This is a genomic window from uncultured Parvibaculum sp. (assembly GCF_963975745.1).
In the GTDB taxonomy this organism is placed as follows: domain Bacteria; phylum Pseudomonadota; class Alphaproteobacteria; order Parvibaculales; family Parvibaculaceae; genus Parvibaculum.
In genome coordinates this window covers 12,828-28,387 of record NZ_CAXBIB010000019.1, presented here as the reverse complement: position 1 = coordinate 28,387, position 15,560 = coordinate 12,828, and the positions used below count along the sequence as shown (strand labels likewise).

At 68.5% G+C, this 15,560-nt stretch carries 12 protein-coding genes; all 12 read left to right on the top strand.

The window, feature by feature from the left end; all coding sequences use genetic code 11:
- Positions 1–77: 77 nt before the first annotated feature.
- The 12 genes from AAC071_RS14145 to AAC071_RS14090 all read left to right on the top strand — a co-directional run bounded on the left by AAC071_RS14145 (position 78) and on the right by AAC071_RS14090 (position 15,549).
- Positions 78–1,535: a DegQ family serine endoprotease gene (locus AAC071_RS14145; RefSeq protein ID WP_339833636.1), complete on the top strand. Its 1,458-nt coding sequence runs from the start codon at positions 78–80 to the stop codon at positions 1,533–1,535.
- 182 nt (positions 1,536–1,717) lie between these two features.
- Positions 1,718–2,395: a response regulator transcription factor gene (locus tag AAC071_RS14140; RefSeq protein WP_339833634.1), complete on the top strand. Its 678-nt coding sequence runs from the start codon at positions 1,718–1,720 to the stop codon at positions 2,393–2,395.
- Positions 2,382–3,782: a HAMP domain-containing sensor histidine kinase gene (locus tag AAC071_RS14135; protein WP_339833633.1), complete on the top strand. Its 1,401-nt coding sequence runs from the start codon at positions 2,382–2,384 to the stop codon at positions 3,780–3,782. The genes AAC071_RS14140 and AAC071_RS14135 overlap by 14 nt, the downstream gene beginning before the upstream one ends.
- Positions 3,783–3,850: 68 nt before the next feature.
- The gene (locus AAC071_RS14130) at positions 3,851–6,820 is read left to right on the top strand and encodes a bifunctional [glutamine synthetase] adenylyltransferase/[glutamine synthetase]-adenylyl-L-tyrosine phosphorylase (protein WP_339833630.1); all 2,970 of its coding nucleotides are present in this window, start codon (positions 3,851–3,853) and stop codon (positions 6,818–6,820) included.
- Positions 6,821–7,034: 214 nt separating this feature from the next.
- Positions 7,035–8,633: an NAD(P)/FAD-dependent oxidoreductase gene (locus AAC071_RS14125; protein ID WP_339833628.1), complete on the top strand. Its 1,599-nt coding sequence runs from the start codon at positions 7,035–7,037 to the stop codon at positions 8,631–8,633.
- Between the two features lie 4 nt (positions 8,634–8,637).
- Positions 8,638–10,191 (top strand): NAD(P)/FAD-dependent oxidoreductase, encoded by a 1,554-nt coding sequence (locus AAC071_RS14120; RefSeq protein ID WP_339833626.1) that lies wholly within the window; start codon positions 8,638–8,640, stop codon positions 10,189–10,191.
- Complete coding sequence (locus tag AAC071_RS14115) at positions 10,188–11,486, top strand: aminomethyltransferase family protein (protein WP_339833624.1); 1,299 nt, start codon at positions 10,188–10,190, stop codon at positions 11,484–11,486. Before AAC071_RS14120 ends, AAC071_RS14115 begins: the two co-directional genes overlap by 4 nt.
- Positions 11,487–11,700: 214 nt before the next feature.
- Positions 11,701–12,438 (top strand): EF-hand domain-containing protein, encoded by a 738-nt coding sequence (locus tag AAC071_RS14110; protein WP_339833622.1) that lies wholly within the window; start codon positions 11,701–11,703, stop codon positions 12,436–12,438.
- A gap of 98 nt (positions 12,439–12,536) precedes the next feature.
- Positions 12,537–13,109 (top strand): RNA polymerase sigma factor, encoded by a 573-nt coding sequence (locus AAC071_RS14105; protein ID WP_339833620.1) that lies wholly within the window; start codon positions 12,537–12,539, stop codon positions 13,107–13,109.
- A 28-nt stretch (positions 13,110–13,137) separates the two neighbouring features.
- Positions 13,138–13,632: a hypothetical protein gene (locus AAC071_RS14100; protein WP_339833618.1), complete on the top strand. Its 495-nt coding sequence runs from the start codon at positions 13,138–13,140 to the stop codon at positions 13,630–13,632.
- A complete protein-coding gene (locus tag AAC071_RS14095) occupies positions 13,629–14,162 on the top strand; it encodes a periplasmic heavy metal sensor (protein WP_339833615.1) in 534 nt (177 codons plus the stop codon). The genes AAC071_RS14100 and AAC071_RS14095 overlap by 4 nt, the downstream gene beginning before the upstream one ends.
- Before the next feature lie 46 nt (positions 14,163–14,208).
- A complete protein-coding gene (locus AAC071_RS14090) occupies positions 14,209–15,549 on the top strand; it encodes an FAD-binding oxidoreductase (protein WP_339833614.1) in 1,341 nt (446 codons plus the stop codon).
- The last annotated feature ends 11 nt before the right edge of the window (positions 15,550–15,560 follow it).

The window sequence follows — 15,560 nt, the reverse complement described above, 5'->3', positions numbered from 1 at the left end:
AGGATCAGGACATGATGCTGATCCTCAAACCTTGCTGCCCCTTTGCGGGCGGACCGCATCGACAGGAGAGTATCGCGATGACGATTGGCGGAAAGAACGGGCTCGTTTCCATGACCTTCGGTGCCGTGGCCTTGGCATTTGTGGCCTCAGGCGCCTTGGCCCAGCCCCTCGACACGCGCTCGGCGGCACCGGCGGCCAGCGCGCTGGAGCGTCTGCCGAGCTTTGCCGATCTGGTCGAAAAGGTAAGTCCGGCTGTGGTCAGCATCCGCGTCGCCGAGGAACGCGCCGTGCGCGCGCCGGCCGGCGTGCCCGATCTGCCTTTCCCGCCCGGCAGCCCCTTCGAACGCTTCTTCCGGGATCTGCAGCCTCAGGGCCCGGGCGGTGCGCCGCGCGGCCGTCAGGCGATGGCGCTGGGCTCGGGCTTCATCATTTCGGCCGACGGCTATGTCGTCACCAACAATCATGTCGTCGGCGACGGCAAGGACATCACCGTGGTTCGCGACGACGGTACGGAGATGCCGGCCAAGCTGATCGGCCGCGACCCGAAAACCGATCTGGCGCTGGTCAAGATAGAGAGCAAGACCGATCTGCCCTATGTCGCCTTTGGCGATTCCGACACGGTTCGCGTCGGCGACTGGGTGCTGGCCGTCGGCAATCCCTTCGGCCTCGGCGGCACCGTCACGACCGGCATCGTGTCGGCGCGCGGTCGCGAGATCGGCGCCGGGCCCTATGATGATTTCATCCAGATCGATGCTTCGATCAATCGCGGCAACTCCGGCGGTCCGACTTTCGACGTGCGCGGCAATGTGATCGGTGTCAACACGGCAATCTATTCGCCGACCGGCGGCAGCGTCGGCATCGGTTTTGCCATTCCCGCCTCGATCGCATCGCGTGTCATCGAACAGCTGAAGGACGAAGGTCGCGTCACGCGCGGCTGGCTCGGCGTCACGATCCAGCAGGTCGATCCGGACATGGCCGCCTCACTGGGCCTCGACAAGCCCAAAGGCGCTCTCGTGGCGCAGGTCGCCGACGAAAGCCCGGCAAAGAAGGCCGGCATCCAGACCGGCGACGTCATTCTCAATGTCGACGGCAAGGAAATGGAAGACGTCCGCGCGGTCAGCCGCACGGTTGCCGAGCTGCAGCCCGACACGCGCGCCCGCATCATTGTCTGGCGCGACGGCCGGCAGCGCACACTGACGGCGAACATCGGCATCTTCCCGGACACGCTCGAAGTTGCAGCCGCATCGGCTGAGGAAGCGCCGGCCGCCGGCACCACCACGAGCCTCGGCCTGGCATTGACCCAGACGCCCGACGGTGTGGTCGTGCAGAGCGTCGATCCGTCGAGCGATGCGGCCGAAAAGGGCGTGCGCCCCGGCGACATCATCGTGAAAGTGTCCGGCAAGGATGTGAAGAAGCCCGCCGATGTCGTGGCGGGCGTCGAAGCAGCAAGCAAGGCCGACAAGAGTTCGGTGCTGCTGCTTCTGCGCAGCGAGGAACAGCAGCGCTTCGTGGCGCTGTCGCTGAGCAAGTCGTAAGCGTTTGCGCCCCGGGGGGAACGGATGGGGCGGACAGATGGCACTGATGCAGCCCGGACCCCACCGGATTTGGGCTGCAGGGCCGCGCCGTCCGATGCCACCCCCCCGCAGCATCGGCGGCGCGGTTCGCCTGCCTGTCGGCCGCTGCGGCCCGTGTCGAGAACTGGGAGTTGGACCGTAACATGCGCATTCTGGTGATCGAGGACGACCTGGAGGCTGCGGCCTATGTCGTCAAGGGCCTGCGCGAAAGCGGGCACATCGTCGACCATGCGGCCGACGGCGAGGAAGGTCTGACGCTGGCCTTTTCGAGCACCTTCGACGTGATGGTCGTCGATCGCATGCTCCCGAAGCGCGATGGCCTCAGCGTCGTCGAGACCCTGCGCGAGGAGGGGGTGCGCACGCCGGTGCTGTTTCTCTCCGCCCTCGGCGAAGTGGACGACCGCATCAAGGGACTGAAAGCCGGCGGCGACGACTATCTGACCAAGCCCTATGCCTTTGCCGAACTGCTGGCCCGTATCGAGGTGCTGGTGCGCCGCTCCAATCCCGACCAGGTCCGCACCCGTCTTCAGGTCGGCAATCTCGAAATCGACCTGCTGGCCCGCAAGGTGATCCGCGAGGGCCGGGAGATCGATCTCCAGCCGCGCGAGTTCCGCCTGCTCGAATATCTGATGAAGCATGCCGGCCAGGTCGTGACCCGGACCATGTTGCTGGAGAACGTCTGGGAGTATCATTTCGATCCGCAGACCAACGTGATCGATGTGCATATTTCGCGGCTGAGGGCCAAGATCGACAAGAATTTCGAACAGCCGCTCTTGCATACCGTTCGGGGAGCCGGATACTCGCTACGTGCTGCTGACTAATCTCCTCAAGACCTCGACCTTTCGGCTCGCGGTCATCTATCTGGCGCTGTTCGCTGCCTCGGCGATCACGCTTCTGGCCTATGTCTATTGGAACACCGCCGGCTTTCTGGCCCGCCAGACCGACGAGGCGGTGGAAGCCGAAATCACCGGCCTTGCCGAGCAATACCGCCAGGGCGGCCTGCCGCTGCTCGTTCACACGGTGATCCAGCGTTCGCGCGACCCGGGGCAGAGCCTCTATCTGGTGCTCGATCCGGCCGGCCGCGTGCTGGCCGGCACGCTCGATGCCCGCCCCGGCGTCGAGCCCGGCGCCGATGGCTGGTTCGACTTCAACTACAACCGCAAGACACTGGACGGCACCGAAGTAAAGGCCGCCCGCGCCCGCGCCTTCTTTCTGCAGGAGGGCTACTACCTGCTGGTCGGCCGCGACGTGCAGGAGCGGCGCGAGATCGAAAGCCTGATCACCAACGCGCTGATCTGGGCGATCGGCCTGACCGTGGCGCTGGGCCTTGCCGGCGGCCTCTTCATGAGCCGCAACATGCTGGCCCGTGTCGACGACATCAACCGCTCGAGCCGCGACATCATGGAGGGCGATCTCTCGCAGCGCCTGCCCATTGCCGGCACCGGCGACGAGCTCGACCAGCTCGGCCGCAACCTCAACGCCATGCTCGACCAGATCGAGGCGCTGATGACCGGCATGCGGCAGGTCACCGACAACATCGCCCACGATCTGCGCAGTCCGCTCAACCGCCTGCGCAACCGTCTCGAAGTCACGCTGATGCAGGAAGCCTCGCCCGCCGATTACCGCCACGCCCTCGAACGCACCATCGCCGAGGCCGACAGCCTGCTCGGCACCTTCAACGCGCTCTTGATGATCGCCCGCGCCGAAGCCGGTTCGCTGCGCGAGGCGATGACCTGGGTCGATCTGGCGGCAATCGTCAGCGACGCGGCCGAGCTCTACGAGCCGGTGGCCGAACAGAGCAATCTCACCCTGCATGTCGAAGTCGAGGAGGGGCTGCAGATTCGCGGCAACCGCGAACTGCTCTCCCAGGCGACCGCCAATCTGCTCGACAACGCCCTCAAGCACGGCCTGCCGCAGGACGCCGATACCGACCGCAGCGTCACGGTCTCGGCACGGCCTGATCCCGAGCGGCCGGGCCGCGGCGTCGTTCTGGCCGTTGCCGATCACGGCGTCGGCATCCCGGCCGGCGAACGCCATCACGTCCTCGAACGCTTCGTCCGGCTGGAGGCCAGTCGCAACACGCCGGGCAGCGGTCTCGGCCTCAGCCTGGTCGCGGCCGTGACACGCCTGCATGGCGGCCGGATCGAACTCGAGGACAATCATCCGGGCCTCCGCGTCAGTCTGCATCTGCCGGTTTCCGGCCGCTGACACGCGTGCCGGCCGGCGGAATCTGCTAGGCTGCGCGCCGGACCGCAGGCGAGACAGGGAAGATCCAGGTGGCAGAAGGAAGCGGCGCGCGCACGCTGCGCGAAGGAGCGGCCCGTGCGCCGCAACCGCACGACAAGATCCGCGCCGCGCGCGAACGGGCCGATCTCGAAGCGATGGCCGCCGAGGCAACCGACGAGGCGCGCGGCCTGGCGCCGCTGCTGGCCGATCGCGATGTCCGTCACCTGCTGGCCGCGATCCATGGCAACTCGCCGCATCTGACGCGCATCCTGCGCCGCCATCCGGGCTGGCTGCCGCGGTTGCTGGCGCAAACGCCGGAAGCCGCCCTGGCCGATCTGTTGCAGCGCCTGCGCGCCATGCCGGCCACGGCGACCCAGGCCGAGGTGATGGCGTTCCTGCGCACCGCGCGCTCGGAAGCGGCCCTGCTGATCGCCATGGCCGATCTCTGCGGCCTCTGGGACCTCGAACGGGTGACCGGCGCCCTGACCGCTTTCGCCGACGGCGCCGTCGCCGCCGGCATCGACTGGCTGCTGGCCGACGCGGTCCGGCGCGGCCAGGTCGGTTCCGTGCCCGAGCAAGGCCCGGCCCGGGGCTCCGGCCTTGCCGTGCTCGGCATGGGCAAATACGGCGCCGGCGAACTCAACTATTCGAGCGACATCGATCTGGTCGTCTTCTACGAGCCGGGCCAGTTGCCGCTGAAACAGGGCCTCGACGACAGCGACTTCTTCGTCCGCCTGACCAAGGACCTCGTCAGGCTGCTGCAGGAACGCACCGCCGACGGCTATGTCTTCCGCACCGATCTGCGCCTGCGCCCCGATCCCGGCGGCACGCCGGTCGCGGTCTCGCTGCCGGCGGCCGAGAGCTACTACGAAAGCCGCGGCCAGAACTGGGAACGCGCCGCCTTCATCAAGGCCCGCGCCGTCGCCGGCGACATCGAGGCCGGCCAACGCTTCCTGAAAATGCTGACGCCCTATATCTGGCGCAAGAATCTCGATTATGCCGCCATCGACGACATTCACTCGATGAAGCGCCAGATCCATGCGGTCGGCGGCCATGGCGTCATCGCAGTCGCCGGCCACAACATCAAGCTCGGCCGCGGCGGTATCCGCGAGATCGAATTCTTCGTGCAGACGCAGCAGCTGATCGCCGGCGGCCGCGACCACGAGCTGCGCGGCAAGCAGACCTGCGCCATGCTCGACGAACTGGCGCGCAAGCAATGGATCACGCCCGAGGCGGCGGCCGAACTCAAGGAGGCCTATCGTTTCCTGCGTAAGCTCGAACACCGTCTGCAGATGATCGACGACGAGCAGACCCACAGCCTGCCGAAAACCGGCGACGGCCTCGATCACGTGGCCTGCTTCATGGGCTTTGCCGACCGCGACGCCTTCGCCGGCGAACTGACGGCGCGTCTGCGCTGCGTGCAGGGCCATTATGCGAAGCTCTTCGAAACGGCGCCGCCGCTGGGCGAGGAGGGCGGCAGCCTGGTCTTCACCGGCACAGAGGACGATCCCGAAACGCTCGACACGTTGCGCGGCCTGGGTTTCGAGAAGGTCTCGGAAATGTCGGAAGCCATTCGCGGCTGGCATTCGGGACGCTTCCCGGCGACGCGCACGCCGCGCTCGCGCGAATTGCTGACCAGCCTGATGCCGGCGCTGCTGCGCGCGCTCTCGCGCACCTCGAGCCCCGACACGGCCTTTTCCCGTTTCGACAAGTTTCTCACCGGTCTGCCGGCCGGCGTGCAGCTCTTCTCGATGCTTTACTCCAATCCGAGCCTGCTCGATCTGCTGGCCGGCATTTGCGGCACGGCGCCGCGTCTGGCGCGCTATCTGAGCCAGAACCCGCGCGTGCTCGAAGCGGTCGTCGACCCCGATTTCTTCAAGGTCCTGCCCGATCCGGAAGATCTGCATCTGAGCCTCGCCGACGCGCTGCGTCATGCGGTCGACTATCAGGACACGCTCGATTTCGTGCGCGTCTGGGCGCGCGAATACCGTTTTCGTCTCGGCGTGCGCGTGCTGACGGGCAGCGCCGATGCCGAGGAGGCGGGCCCCGCCTATGCGGCACTGGCCGCCGAACTGGTCGCGGTCCTCGCGCCGGTCGCCGAAACCCGCGTTGCTGAAAGGCATGGCCGCATCCCCGGCGGCCGCTTCTGCGTCGTCGCCATGGGCAAGCTCGGCAGCGCCGAAATGAGCGCCAGCTCCGATCTCGACCTGATCGTGATCTACGATCTCGACGACCCCGACGCGATGTCGGACGGCGAACGCCCGCTCTATGCCGCGCAATACTATGCCCGTGTCTGCCAGCAGCTGATCGGTGCACTGACCGCGCCGACCGCCGAAGGCAAGCTCTACGAAGTCGACATGCGCCTGCGCCCCTCCGGCAATGCCGGACCCATCGCAACGGCCTTCGCGGGTTTCGAAAGCTATCAGCAGAGCGAAGCCTGGACCTGGGAACACATGGCGCTGACGCGCGCCCGCCCGCTCGCCGGGCCCGAAGACCTGCGTGCCCGTGTCGCCGGGGCGATCGGCGCGGTGCTGCGCCGTCCGCGCGAGCGCGCGCAACTGGCCGCCGATGTGGCCGACATGCGCGCCCGCATCGCCAGGGAACGGGTCAGCGCCGATCCCTGGGAACTGAAACATGTGCGCGGCGGACTGGTCGACATCGAATTCATCTGCCAGTACCTGCAACTGCTGCACGGGCACGACCATCCCGATATCCTGCATCCGCACACGCGCACCGCGCTGTCGCGCATCGCTGCCGCGGGCCTGCTGCCGGCCGTGACCGCCGACATGCTGGTTGCCGCCATCGAACTCAATCACAATCTGACGCAGGTCATCCGCATCTGTGTCGAAGGCGTCTTCAAGCCGGCCGAAGCGACGATCGGTCTGAAGTCGCTGCTGGCGCGCGCCGGCAACGCGCCCGACTTCGCCGCCCTCGAAGCCGAACTGCTCGAAAGTCAGGCCCGTGTCCGCGAGGCTTTCGATGCGGTCGTCGTCGCGGCCGCAGGCACGCCGGCTGGCTGACAACTTGCAACGCGGTCATGCTGGCCGGGACGAAGGTGCGTTAACCATGCTTTGTGTTTGCGCGCCGGATTGATGGAAATCCCGGACATACTTGGTAAATCGCCGGGTGCTGTTGCGCATCGCCCGGAGACGTTCGCCACAGGGACGTGTCAATCCGGCACGTTTCAGGTAGGTAGAACCTGCGGCGGACGAAGCGCGTGTGGAGTAACGACGCATGGAGCGTCACGATGCGATCGTCATAGGTGCCGGCCTCAACGGTCTGATCGCCGCCGCTTGCCTGGCCCGTGCGGGTCTCGGGGTTCTGGTGCTCGACCGCAATCCGGCGCCGGGCGGTCTCGCCGCATCGCATGAACTGGCGCCGGGTTTCCGCCTGTCGCGCTATCGCTCGGGCGCCGTCGCGCTGCCGCCCCGCCTCGTCGCCGATCTCGATCTGGCGCGTCACGGCTTGCGGTTTCTCCGCGCCGAAGGCGGCGTCACCCTGTTTCCCGACGGCACCTGTCACGCCGCCTATCGCGACGGTGTCGTCCATCGTCGCGAGATGGCCCGCTTCTCGCGCCGCGACGCCGATGCATGGACGCGCTATCGCCGCGACATGCTGCGCGCGGCCCGCGCGCTGAAGCCGCTCCTCGAAGGCGCGGCCGGCTTGCCGCTGTCGCGCGGCTTTGCCGCCCTGAAGGCGCGGCTGGGCCTCGCCGACCGGGCAGCGGCCGCGGACGATGAAGCGATCCGCGTCGCCCTCCGTCTCTGGACCTTGCCGGCCGCCGAATTGCTTGATTCATATTTCGAGTCGGAGGCGGTGAAGGCCCATCTGGCCGCCGCCGCGATGATGGGCGCGACGCTCGGCCCGCTCTCGCCGGGCAGCGCCGCGCGCCTGCTGACGCCATGGCTGTCGGCCGGCGGCGATGCGTATGGCGGCGCGCCCGATCTGCTGCTGCCGCAGGGCGGTCCCGCCGCGCTGGTCGCGGCCCTTGTGTCGGCCATCGAGGCGCATGGCGGCCGCCTGCGCCTGGATGCCGAAGTGACCGATGTGACGATCAGGGACCGCAAGGCCCGCGGCGTCGTGCTGGCCAATGGCGAGGAGATCGCGGCGGGCAGCATCCTTTCGGGCCTCGATCTGAAGCGCAGCTTTCTGAGCCTGTTCCAGTGGAAGGACCTGCCCGACGGGCTGGTCGAACGCGTTGGCCGCTTCCGCATGAAAGGCGTGATGGCGACGGTCAATCTGGCGCTCGACGGCTTGCCGCGCTTTCCGGCGCTGCCTGAGGGTTGCCCCGCCATCGCCGGTGGTGTGCGGCTGGCCGGGTCGATCGCCGCCATGCAGGGCGCCTTCGACGACTGGCGGGCGCACATGCCGCCGCGCGATCCGCTGATCGGGATTCTGATTCCCTCCCTCACCGATACCGCGCTGGCGCCGGCCGGTGCGCATGTGGCCTCGGTTCAGGTGCAATATGTGCCGGAAACGCTGCATGACGGCAGCTGGAGCGCCGCCCGCCGCGACGCGCTGGGCGATCTTGTCCTGGCACGGCTGGAAGCGGCGAGCCCCGGCATCGGCAATCGCATCCTGGCGCGCGAAGTGCTGCTGGCCGCCGATCTCGAAAACGATATCGGCCTGACCGCGGGCGACACGGCCTATGGCGAAACGACGCTCGACCAGATGTTCGTCAATCGCCCGTTCCCCGGCTCGGGCGGCTACGACACGCCGGTGGGCAATTTCCATCTCTGCTCGCCCAGCGTCCATCCGGGCCCCTTGATGCCCGGTCAGGCCGGCGCCAATGCGGCCGCGCATGTGCTGGCGCTGCGCCGGAAGCGGAGATAGCGGCATGGCATGGGGCGGGCGCAAATATGATGCGATCGTGATCGGCGGCAGCCACAACGGGCTCGCGGCGGCAGCCGGTCTTGCGCGTGCGAGCCAGCGTGTACTGCTGCTCGAAGCCGGACCGCAACTGGGCGGCACCGGCGTCACCGCTGCGGTCGGACCCGAATACCCCGAATACAATGTGCCCTCGGTCGCCCATCTGCTCGAAGCCCTGCCGCGCCGCATCGAACGCGATCTGAAACTGGCGCGCCACGGCCTGCGCCTGGCGGCGCGCAACATACCGACCGTCATGCTCGACCGCGACGGCCGGCATCTGGTGCTGCCGCGCAACCGCAAGGATCTGGCGGCCCTGGCCGAGGTCAATCGCAAGGACGCCGCTGCCTGGCCGGATTTCGACAGCCGCATCGGCCGCGCGGCGGCCATGCTGGCGCCGCTTCTCTTCGACGCCGCGCCGCGCCGCACGCTGCTGCGCCGTCTGGTCTGGCGCGCCGAATGGCACGGGCCGGACAGCCTCGGCCGGTTGATGCAGCTGTTGCCGCAATCGGTCGGCGATCTGCTCGACGCGGAATTCGAACTGCCGCTGCTGAAGGGCGCGCTGGCGCTCGACGCGGTTCTGGGGACCTCCGATGGCCCCTATGCGCCGGGCACCGCCTTCCGCCTGCTGCATCGCCGGGCGATGCGCGGTCTCGGCCGCGGTCCGTCGATTCCGCTCGGCGGTCCGGGCGCGCTGACCGATGCGCTGGCCGCCGCCGTTGCCGCGCAGCGCGGCGAGATCCGCACCGGCACGCGCGTCGTGCGTCTGCTGCTCGAGGGCAATGCCGTCGCCGGCGTCGAAACCGACGACGGCAACGCCATCATCGCGCCGCTGGTCGTCTCCGCCCTCGATCCGCGAACCACCATGTTCGATCTTCTGGGTACGGCGCATCTCGAAACCGGCTTCGTCCGCCGCCTGCCGCCGGCCCGGCCGCAGGGCAATGTCGGCAAGCTCAATCTGGCGCTGGACGGGCTGCCCGAATTTCCCGGACTGGCCGCCGCGCTCCATGGCGCGCGCCTCTTGCTGGCGCCCTCGCTCGAAGCGGTCGAGCATGCGGCCGTCGAAGCCGCACGCGGTGGCATCGCCGGCGACCCCGTCATGGAAATCACCATGCCGGGCACGGTCGATCCGGCGCTGTGCCCGGCCGGCCATCATGTGATGTCGGTGCTGCTGCCCTTCACGCCCTATGCGGTCGAGGGCGGCTGGGCCTCACGGCGCGACGAACTGATGCAGCGCGCGCTGCGCATGCTCGATCAATATGCGCCCGGTCTTTCCGGCCGCCTGATTGCGGCCGAACTGCTGACCCCGCCCGACATCGAAACGCAATTCGGGGCCTCCGGCGGCAACTGGTATCGTGGCAGCCTCGCACCGGCCGCCATCCACGAGGCCCGCGCCGCGGGTCAGGCGGCGCCGGTGGCCGGTCTCTGGCTCTGCGGTCCCGGCACCCATCCCGGCGACGGCGTCACCGGCTTGCCCGGATATGCCCTGGCTGAGACGATTGCCGCGGAAAGGAGGCGCCAATGACGCCCGACACCTTGCCGCCGCCGGACGCGTCCGATGCCGGCGACCGGCCCCGGCCCGACATCGATCCGCTGGACGAGCGCGCCGCCGTCGATCCGGCGCTGTTCGAACAGCCCGCGGAGGCGTCGCCCTTTGCGCGTGCCGTGCTGACGACCCCGCTCCATCTGGCGGTCGCTGCCGAAAGCCGCCTCAACCGCTGGACCGCCTGGAACGGTTTCACGGTCGCCGCGCTGCTGACCGGCTTCGACGACGAATATCGCGCGCTGCGCGGCGCGGCGGCGTTGACCGACATCTCGCCGCTGACGAAATACCGCATCGCCGGGCGCGACGCCGGCGCCTTTCTCGACCGGCTGGTGACCGCCAGGGTCGCGCCGCTGGCGGTCGACCGCGCAATGCATGTGCTGTTCTGCGAGGAAAACGGTCTGCTGCTGGGCGACGGCCTGCTCTTCCGCCTGGCCGACGACGAATATCGTCTGGTCACGGAGGAAACGCATCTGGCCTGGTTGATGGACAGCGCCATCGGTTTGCGCGTTCGCGTCGAGGATGTCGGCGACACGCTGGCGGCGATGAGCCTGCAGGGCCCGCTGGCGGCCGCCTGTCTGTCCGCCGCCGGTCTGGCGGGCATCGAGAACCTGCCCCCCATGGCAGGCCGCTGGACCGCCATGGCCGGCATGCCGCTCTATGTCAGCCGCACCGGCATCGGCGGCGATCTCGGCTACGAACTCTGGGTCGATCCGGAAGAGGCGCCGCATGTCTGGCGCCATCTGATGCAGGCCGGCGCGCCGCTCGGCCTGCGGGTCGCCGGCATGGTTCTGCGCGAGCTGGCGCGGCTCGAGGCCGGTCTGTCCCGCGCCGGGCGCGACTGGCTCGGCGCCTTTGCCGCCATCGATCCGGCCCATGCGCTGACGCCGTTCGAGTACGGCGCCGAGCGGCAGGTCGATTTCGGCAAGCCGCTCTTCAATGGCCGTGCCGCGCTGCTCGGCCGTGCCGGACAGACCCCGCCCCGCCGTCTGGTCGGTCTGGCGGTCGAGGGGCTCGAACCGGCGCGTTTTGCCGCCGTCATGGCTGGCGGCCGCCCGGTCGGCATCGCCACCACCACCGGCTTCTCGCCGGCCTGGGGCTGCAACATCGCGCTGGCCACCGTCGAGACCGGCGCCCTGTCGGCGGCCCTCTCGGTCGATGCCGAGATCCGCGACGGGCTGACGCTTCGCCGCCTGGCTCTGCCGGCCCGCCTGCTGGCCGAACCGGTCTGGGCGCCGGCCCGCCGCCATGCCGTGCCGGCCCCGCTGAAAGCCTGAAGAAAGGCCGTCTTTCCCGGCGACGGAATACGCGGTCCAGCCCGTTGAATTGTCAACGAGCGGCTGGCAGGGCCATTTGCCCTTTTGTCCCCCCGAACGGGCGAAGCCCGGTCGGCCGCTCGGGCTCTCGCTCTTGCGCCATGCCGATCTGGCGCGCGGGCGGAGCGCCCGGAAACACCAGGGGTACAGAACCTGGAAAGACAAGGAACACGAGATGCGCAAGGCACGATTTGGACTGATGGCCGGTACGGCCGCGTTGGCGCTGGCAGCGGCCCTGCCGATGGCCGCTTCCGCCTGGGGCGGCAAGGGGCATGGTGCCGGATATTTCGCGATGATCGATACCGACAAGGATGGCGCCGTTTCGGCGGCCGAGTTCGCCGCCCATCGCGATGCACGCTTCACGGCCATGGATGCCGATGGCGACGGCTTCGTGACGAAGGATGAAATGACGGCGGCGCGTGAGGCGATGCGGTCGCAATGGCAGGAGAAGCGCGCCGAACGCATGGACGAGCGTTTCGCCGCGGCGGATGCCGATGGCGACGGCAAGCTGACGCTTCAGGAAATGAAGGATGCGGCCGCGGCGCGCAAGGCGGCCGCCGGCAAGGACGGCACCGGCAAACGCGCCGAACGCCATGCCGAACGCATGCAGCAGCGTTTCGACACGGCGGATGCCGACAAGGACGGTGCCCTGACGCGCGAGGAAATGCAGGCCGCCATGGCCAGCCATCCGCATCGTGCCGGACGCGAAGGCAAGCACGAAGGCAAACCCGGCCACGCCGGACGTGGCGACATGTTCGCCCGTCTCGATACCGATGGCGATGGCCGCATCTCGAAGGCCGAATTCGATGCCGCCGGCCAGAAGATGTTCGAACGCATGGACCGCAATGACGACGGCAAGGTCGAAGCCGGCGAGATGCGTCGCGGTCATGGCAAGAAGGCCGGATCCGAGTAAGCTCGGCATCTGGTTCGAAAAACGGGGATGCCGGCATCGGCCGGCATCCCTGCCGCCCGTCCGGCGCCCTTGCCGGATGATCGAAGGGGACATGCTGCTTGGACGCACCATCGGACGATGAGCTGGTCGCGGCGGTAGCACGCGGCGACGAGGCGGCCTGCCGCCGCCTGATGGAGCGGCATCTGCCGCGCATGGTCGCGCTGGCGCGCCGCATGCTGGGCAATCAGGCCGACGCCGAGGATGTGGCACAGGAGGTCTTTCTGCGCGTCTGGACCCATGCCGAACGCTGGCAGCCGGGCAGGGCGCAGTTCGGCACCTGGCTTCACCGCGTCGCAACCAATCTCTGCCTCGACCGGCTGCGCAAGCGCCGGCCCGAAAACATCGACGACATTCCCGAGCCCGCCAGCAGTGATCCGCAACCGGACGAAAATCTCGAACGCCGCGAACTGGCCGAAAGGGTCGAAGCCGCCTTGCAGGCGCTCCCCGAACGTCAGCGCCTGGCGGTCGTGCTGTCGCATTATCAGGGCCTCTCGAATATCGAGGCGGCCGAAATACTCGAAGTCAGCGTCGAGGCGGTGGAATCGCTGCTGGGCCGCGCCCGCCGTCAGCTGCGCGACACGCTGGCGACGGAAAGGGACGATGTCGCGCGTATAATGAGAACGGGCGCCTGAGGCGTCTGGGGCATATGGAACCGGATTGATGAACAATGAAATTTCGCTGCAGCGGCTGGAGGAGATTGTCGGCGCCTGGGGGGCGTCGCCCGCCCGCTGGCCGCAGGCCGAACGCGCTGCCGCCGAGGCGCTGCTGGCGTCGTCTGCCGAGGCGCGCCGGCTGGTGGCGGCGGCGCAACGCCTCGACAGCCTGCTCGACGCCGCCCCGGCCGAAGCACCCTCCGAAGCGCTGATGGCGCGGCTGATGGCCGCCCGCCCGCGCGCCGTCGCACCGGCGTCCGCCGCAACGCGCGCCCCGCGCCGGCGCTGGCGCGCGCTGATCGAGGCGGTCTGGCCCTATGGCTCGCCGGCCATTCCGGCCGGCACGCTGGCCGCATCGATCATGCTGGGCGTGATGGTCGGCAGCACCGGCAATTACTCGCCGCTGACCGATACGGCGGAACTGGCCGCCGAGGTGGCGGACGATCAGCTGATGGCACTGGCGATGGCCGATATCGACTGGCCCGAGGAGTGGATACAATGAGCGACAGCGTCACGACACCTGAAACCGCGCCGGCGGGAAATCCGCGGCGCTGGCTCGGCCCGGCGCTGCTGGGCTCGCTGGCGCTGAACCTTTTTCTGCTTGCCTTGATTCTGGTGCCCGTCTTCACCGGCGGTTGGCACGGCGAAATGCGCGCCGGCATGGGACCGATGCCGGGCATGTTCCACAGCAGCCTCAAGGATCTGCCGCGCGAGGACCGCCAGGCGATCCGCGAGGCGATGCGGGGTCACTTTCCGGCCATCCGTCCGCATCTGCGCGACATGAGCGCGGCACGTCTGGCGCTGGCCGACGCGCTGGCGGCCGACCCCTATGACGAGGCGGCGGTGCGTGCCGCTTTCGATTCCATGGCCGGTGCCATGCACGGGATGACGATCGTCACCCGCGACGCTATGCTGGCCGGGTTCGCGCAGTTGACGCCGGAACAGCGTCAGCGCATTGCGCAGACGATGCGCGAGGACAGCGAGCGCGGCCGGATGCGCTGGCGCGAACGCCGCGACGAGAAGCGGGACTGACAGGCACCGGCTGGCCGTTCCGGACAGCGGAACGGGCAGGGTGGCAATGAGCTGGTATCATCCGGGCATGTACGATGCGGGCGTGCCGGTCGGCAGTCTCTGGGAAGAGGAAGCGCCGCCGCTCGGCCCTGGCGTCGATCTCGGCCCTGTCGGCGATGAAACCTGCGATGTCGCGATTGTCGGCGGCGGCTATACCGGTCTGTCCTGCGCCCTTCATCTGGCGCGCGATTTCAATCTCGACGTCCGTCTCCTCGAAACCGGCCCGTTGGGCTGGGGCGCTTCGGGGCGCAATGGCGGCTTCTGCACCTACCCGCCTTCAGGACGGTCGCTGGGCGAACTGATCGCCCATTACGGCGAGGCGGAGGCCGGACGTTTCATCGCCTCGCAGGTCGAGGCCGTCGATCTCGTGCGCAGTTTGGCGCGCGACGAGGCGATCGATCTGCAGCCCCAGGGCGACGGCACGCTGCATGTCGCCCATCACCCGGCTTGCATGGCCGGTCTCGAAGAGGAACGCGATCTGCTGAACCGGGTCTTCGGCATCGCCGCGCGGCTGCTGCCGAAAGCCGAAGTCGCCGAGACCGAATACGACTCGACCGAACAATTCGGCGCCCTGCACAATCCGGTCGGCTTCGGCCTCCAGCCCCTGCGTTTTGCCCGCGGCCTCGCCGCCGCCGCCGCACGGGCCGGCGCGAAGCTGCATGGCGCCTCGCGTGTGACGCATCATGAAAGGCACGACGGCTGGCACCGTTTGCGGACGCCGTCGGGCACGCTGCGCGCGCGCCGCCTCGTCGTCGCGACCAACGGCTTCACCCGCGATGAGGTCGTGCCGGGTCTTGCGCGCAACCTGATGCCGGTGATGTCGAACATCATCGTCACCCGCCCGCTGACGGCCGGCGAGCTTGCGGCGCAGAACTGGCGCACCGAACGGCCCTGCGCCAACACGCGCCGCCTGCTTTTCTACTACCGCATGCTGCCCGGCAACCGCTTCCTCTTCGGCGCCCGCGGCGACCTGACCGGAAAGCCCGAGGATGCCGCGCGCATGCGCCGCTTCATGCAGCGCCGTCTCGGCGAGGTCTTTCCGGCCTGGCGCGATGTCGAAATCACGCATAACTGGCGCGGCTTCGTCTGCATGACCCGCCGCCTGACCCCCTCGATCGGACGCATGGCGGACGATGACAGCGTGTTTTTCGCGCTGGCGTATCATGGCGACGGCGTTTCGGCAGCCCCCTGGTCGGGACGTCTTCTGGCGCAACTCATTGGCGGCAAAGCCGAATTGTCCGATATTCCGGCGCCGATGCGCGGCCGCCCGCCGGCCATTCCCTTTCCGGCGTTGCGGCGCTGGTATCTTCGGGGGGCTCTCGGCTACTATCGCCTCCAGGATAAATAAGCTTGGAAAAT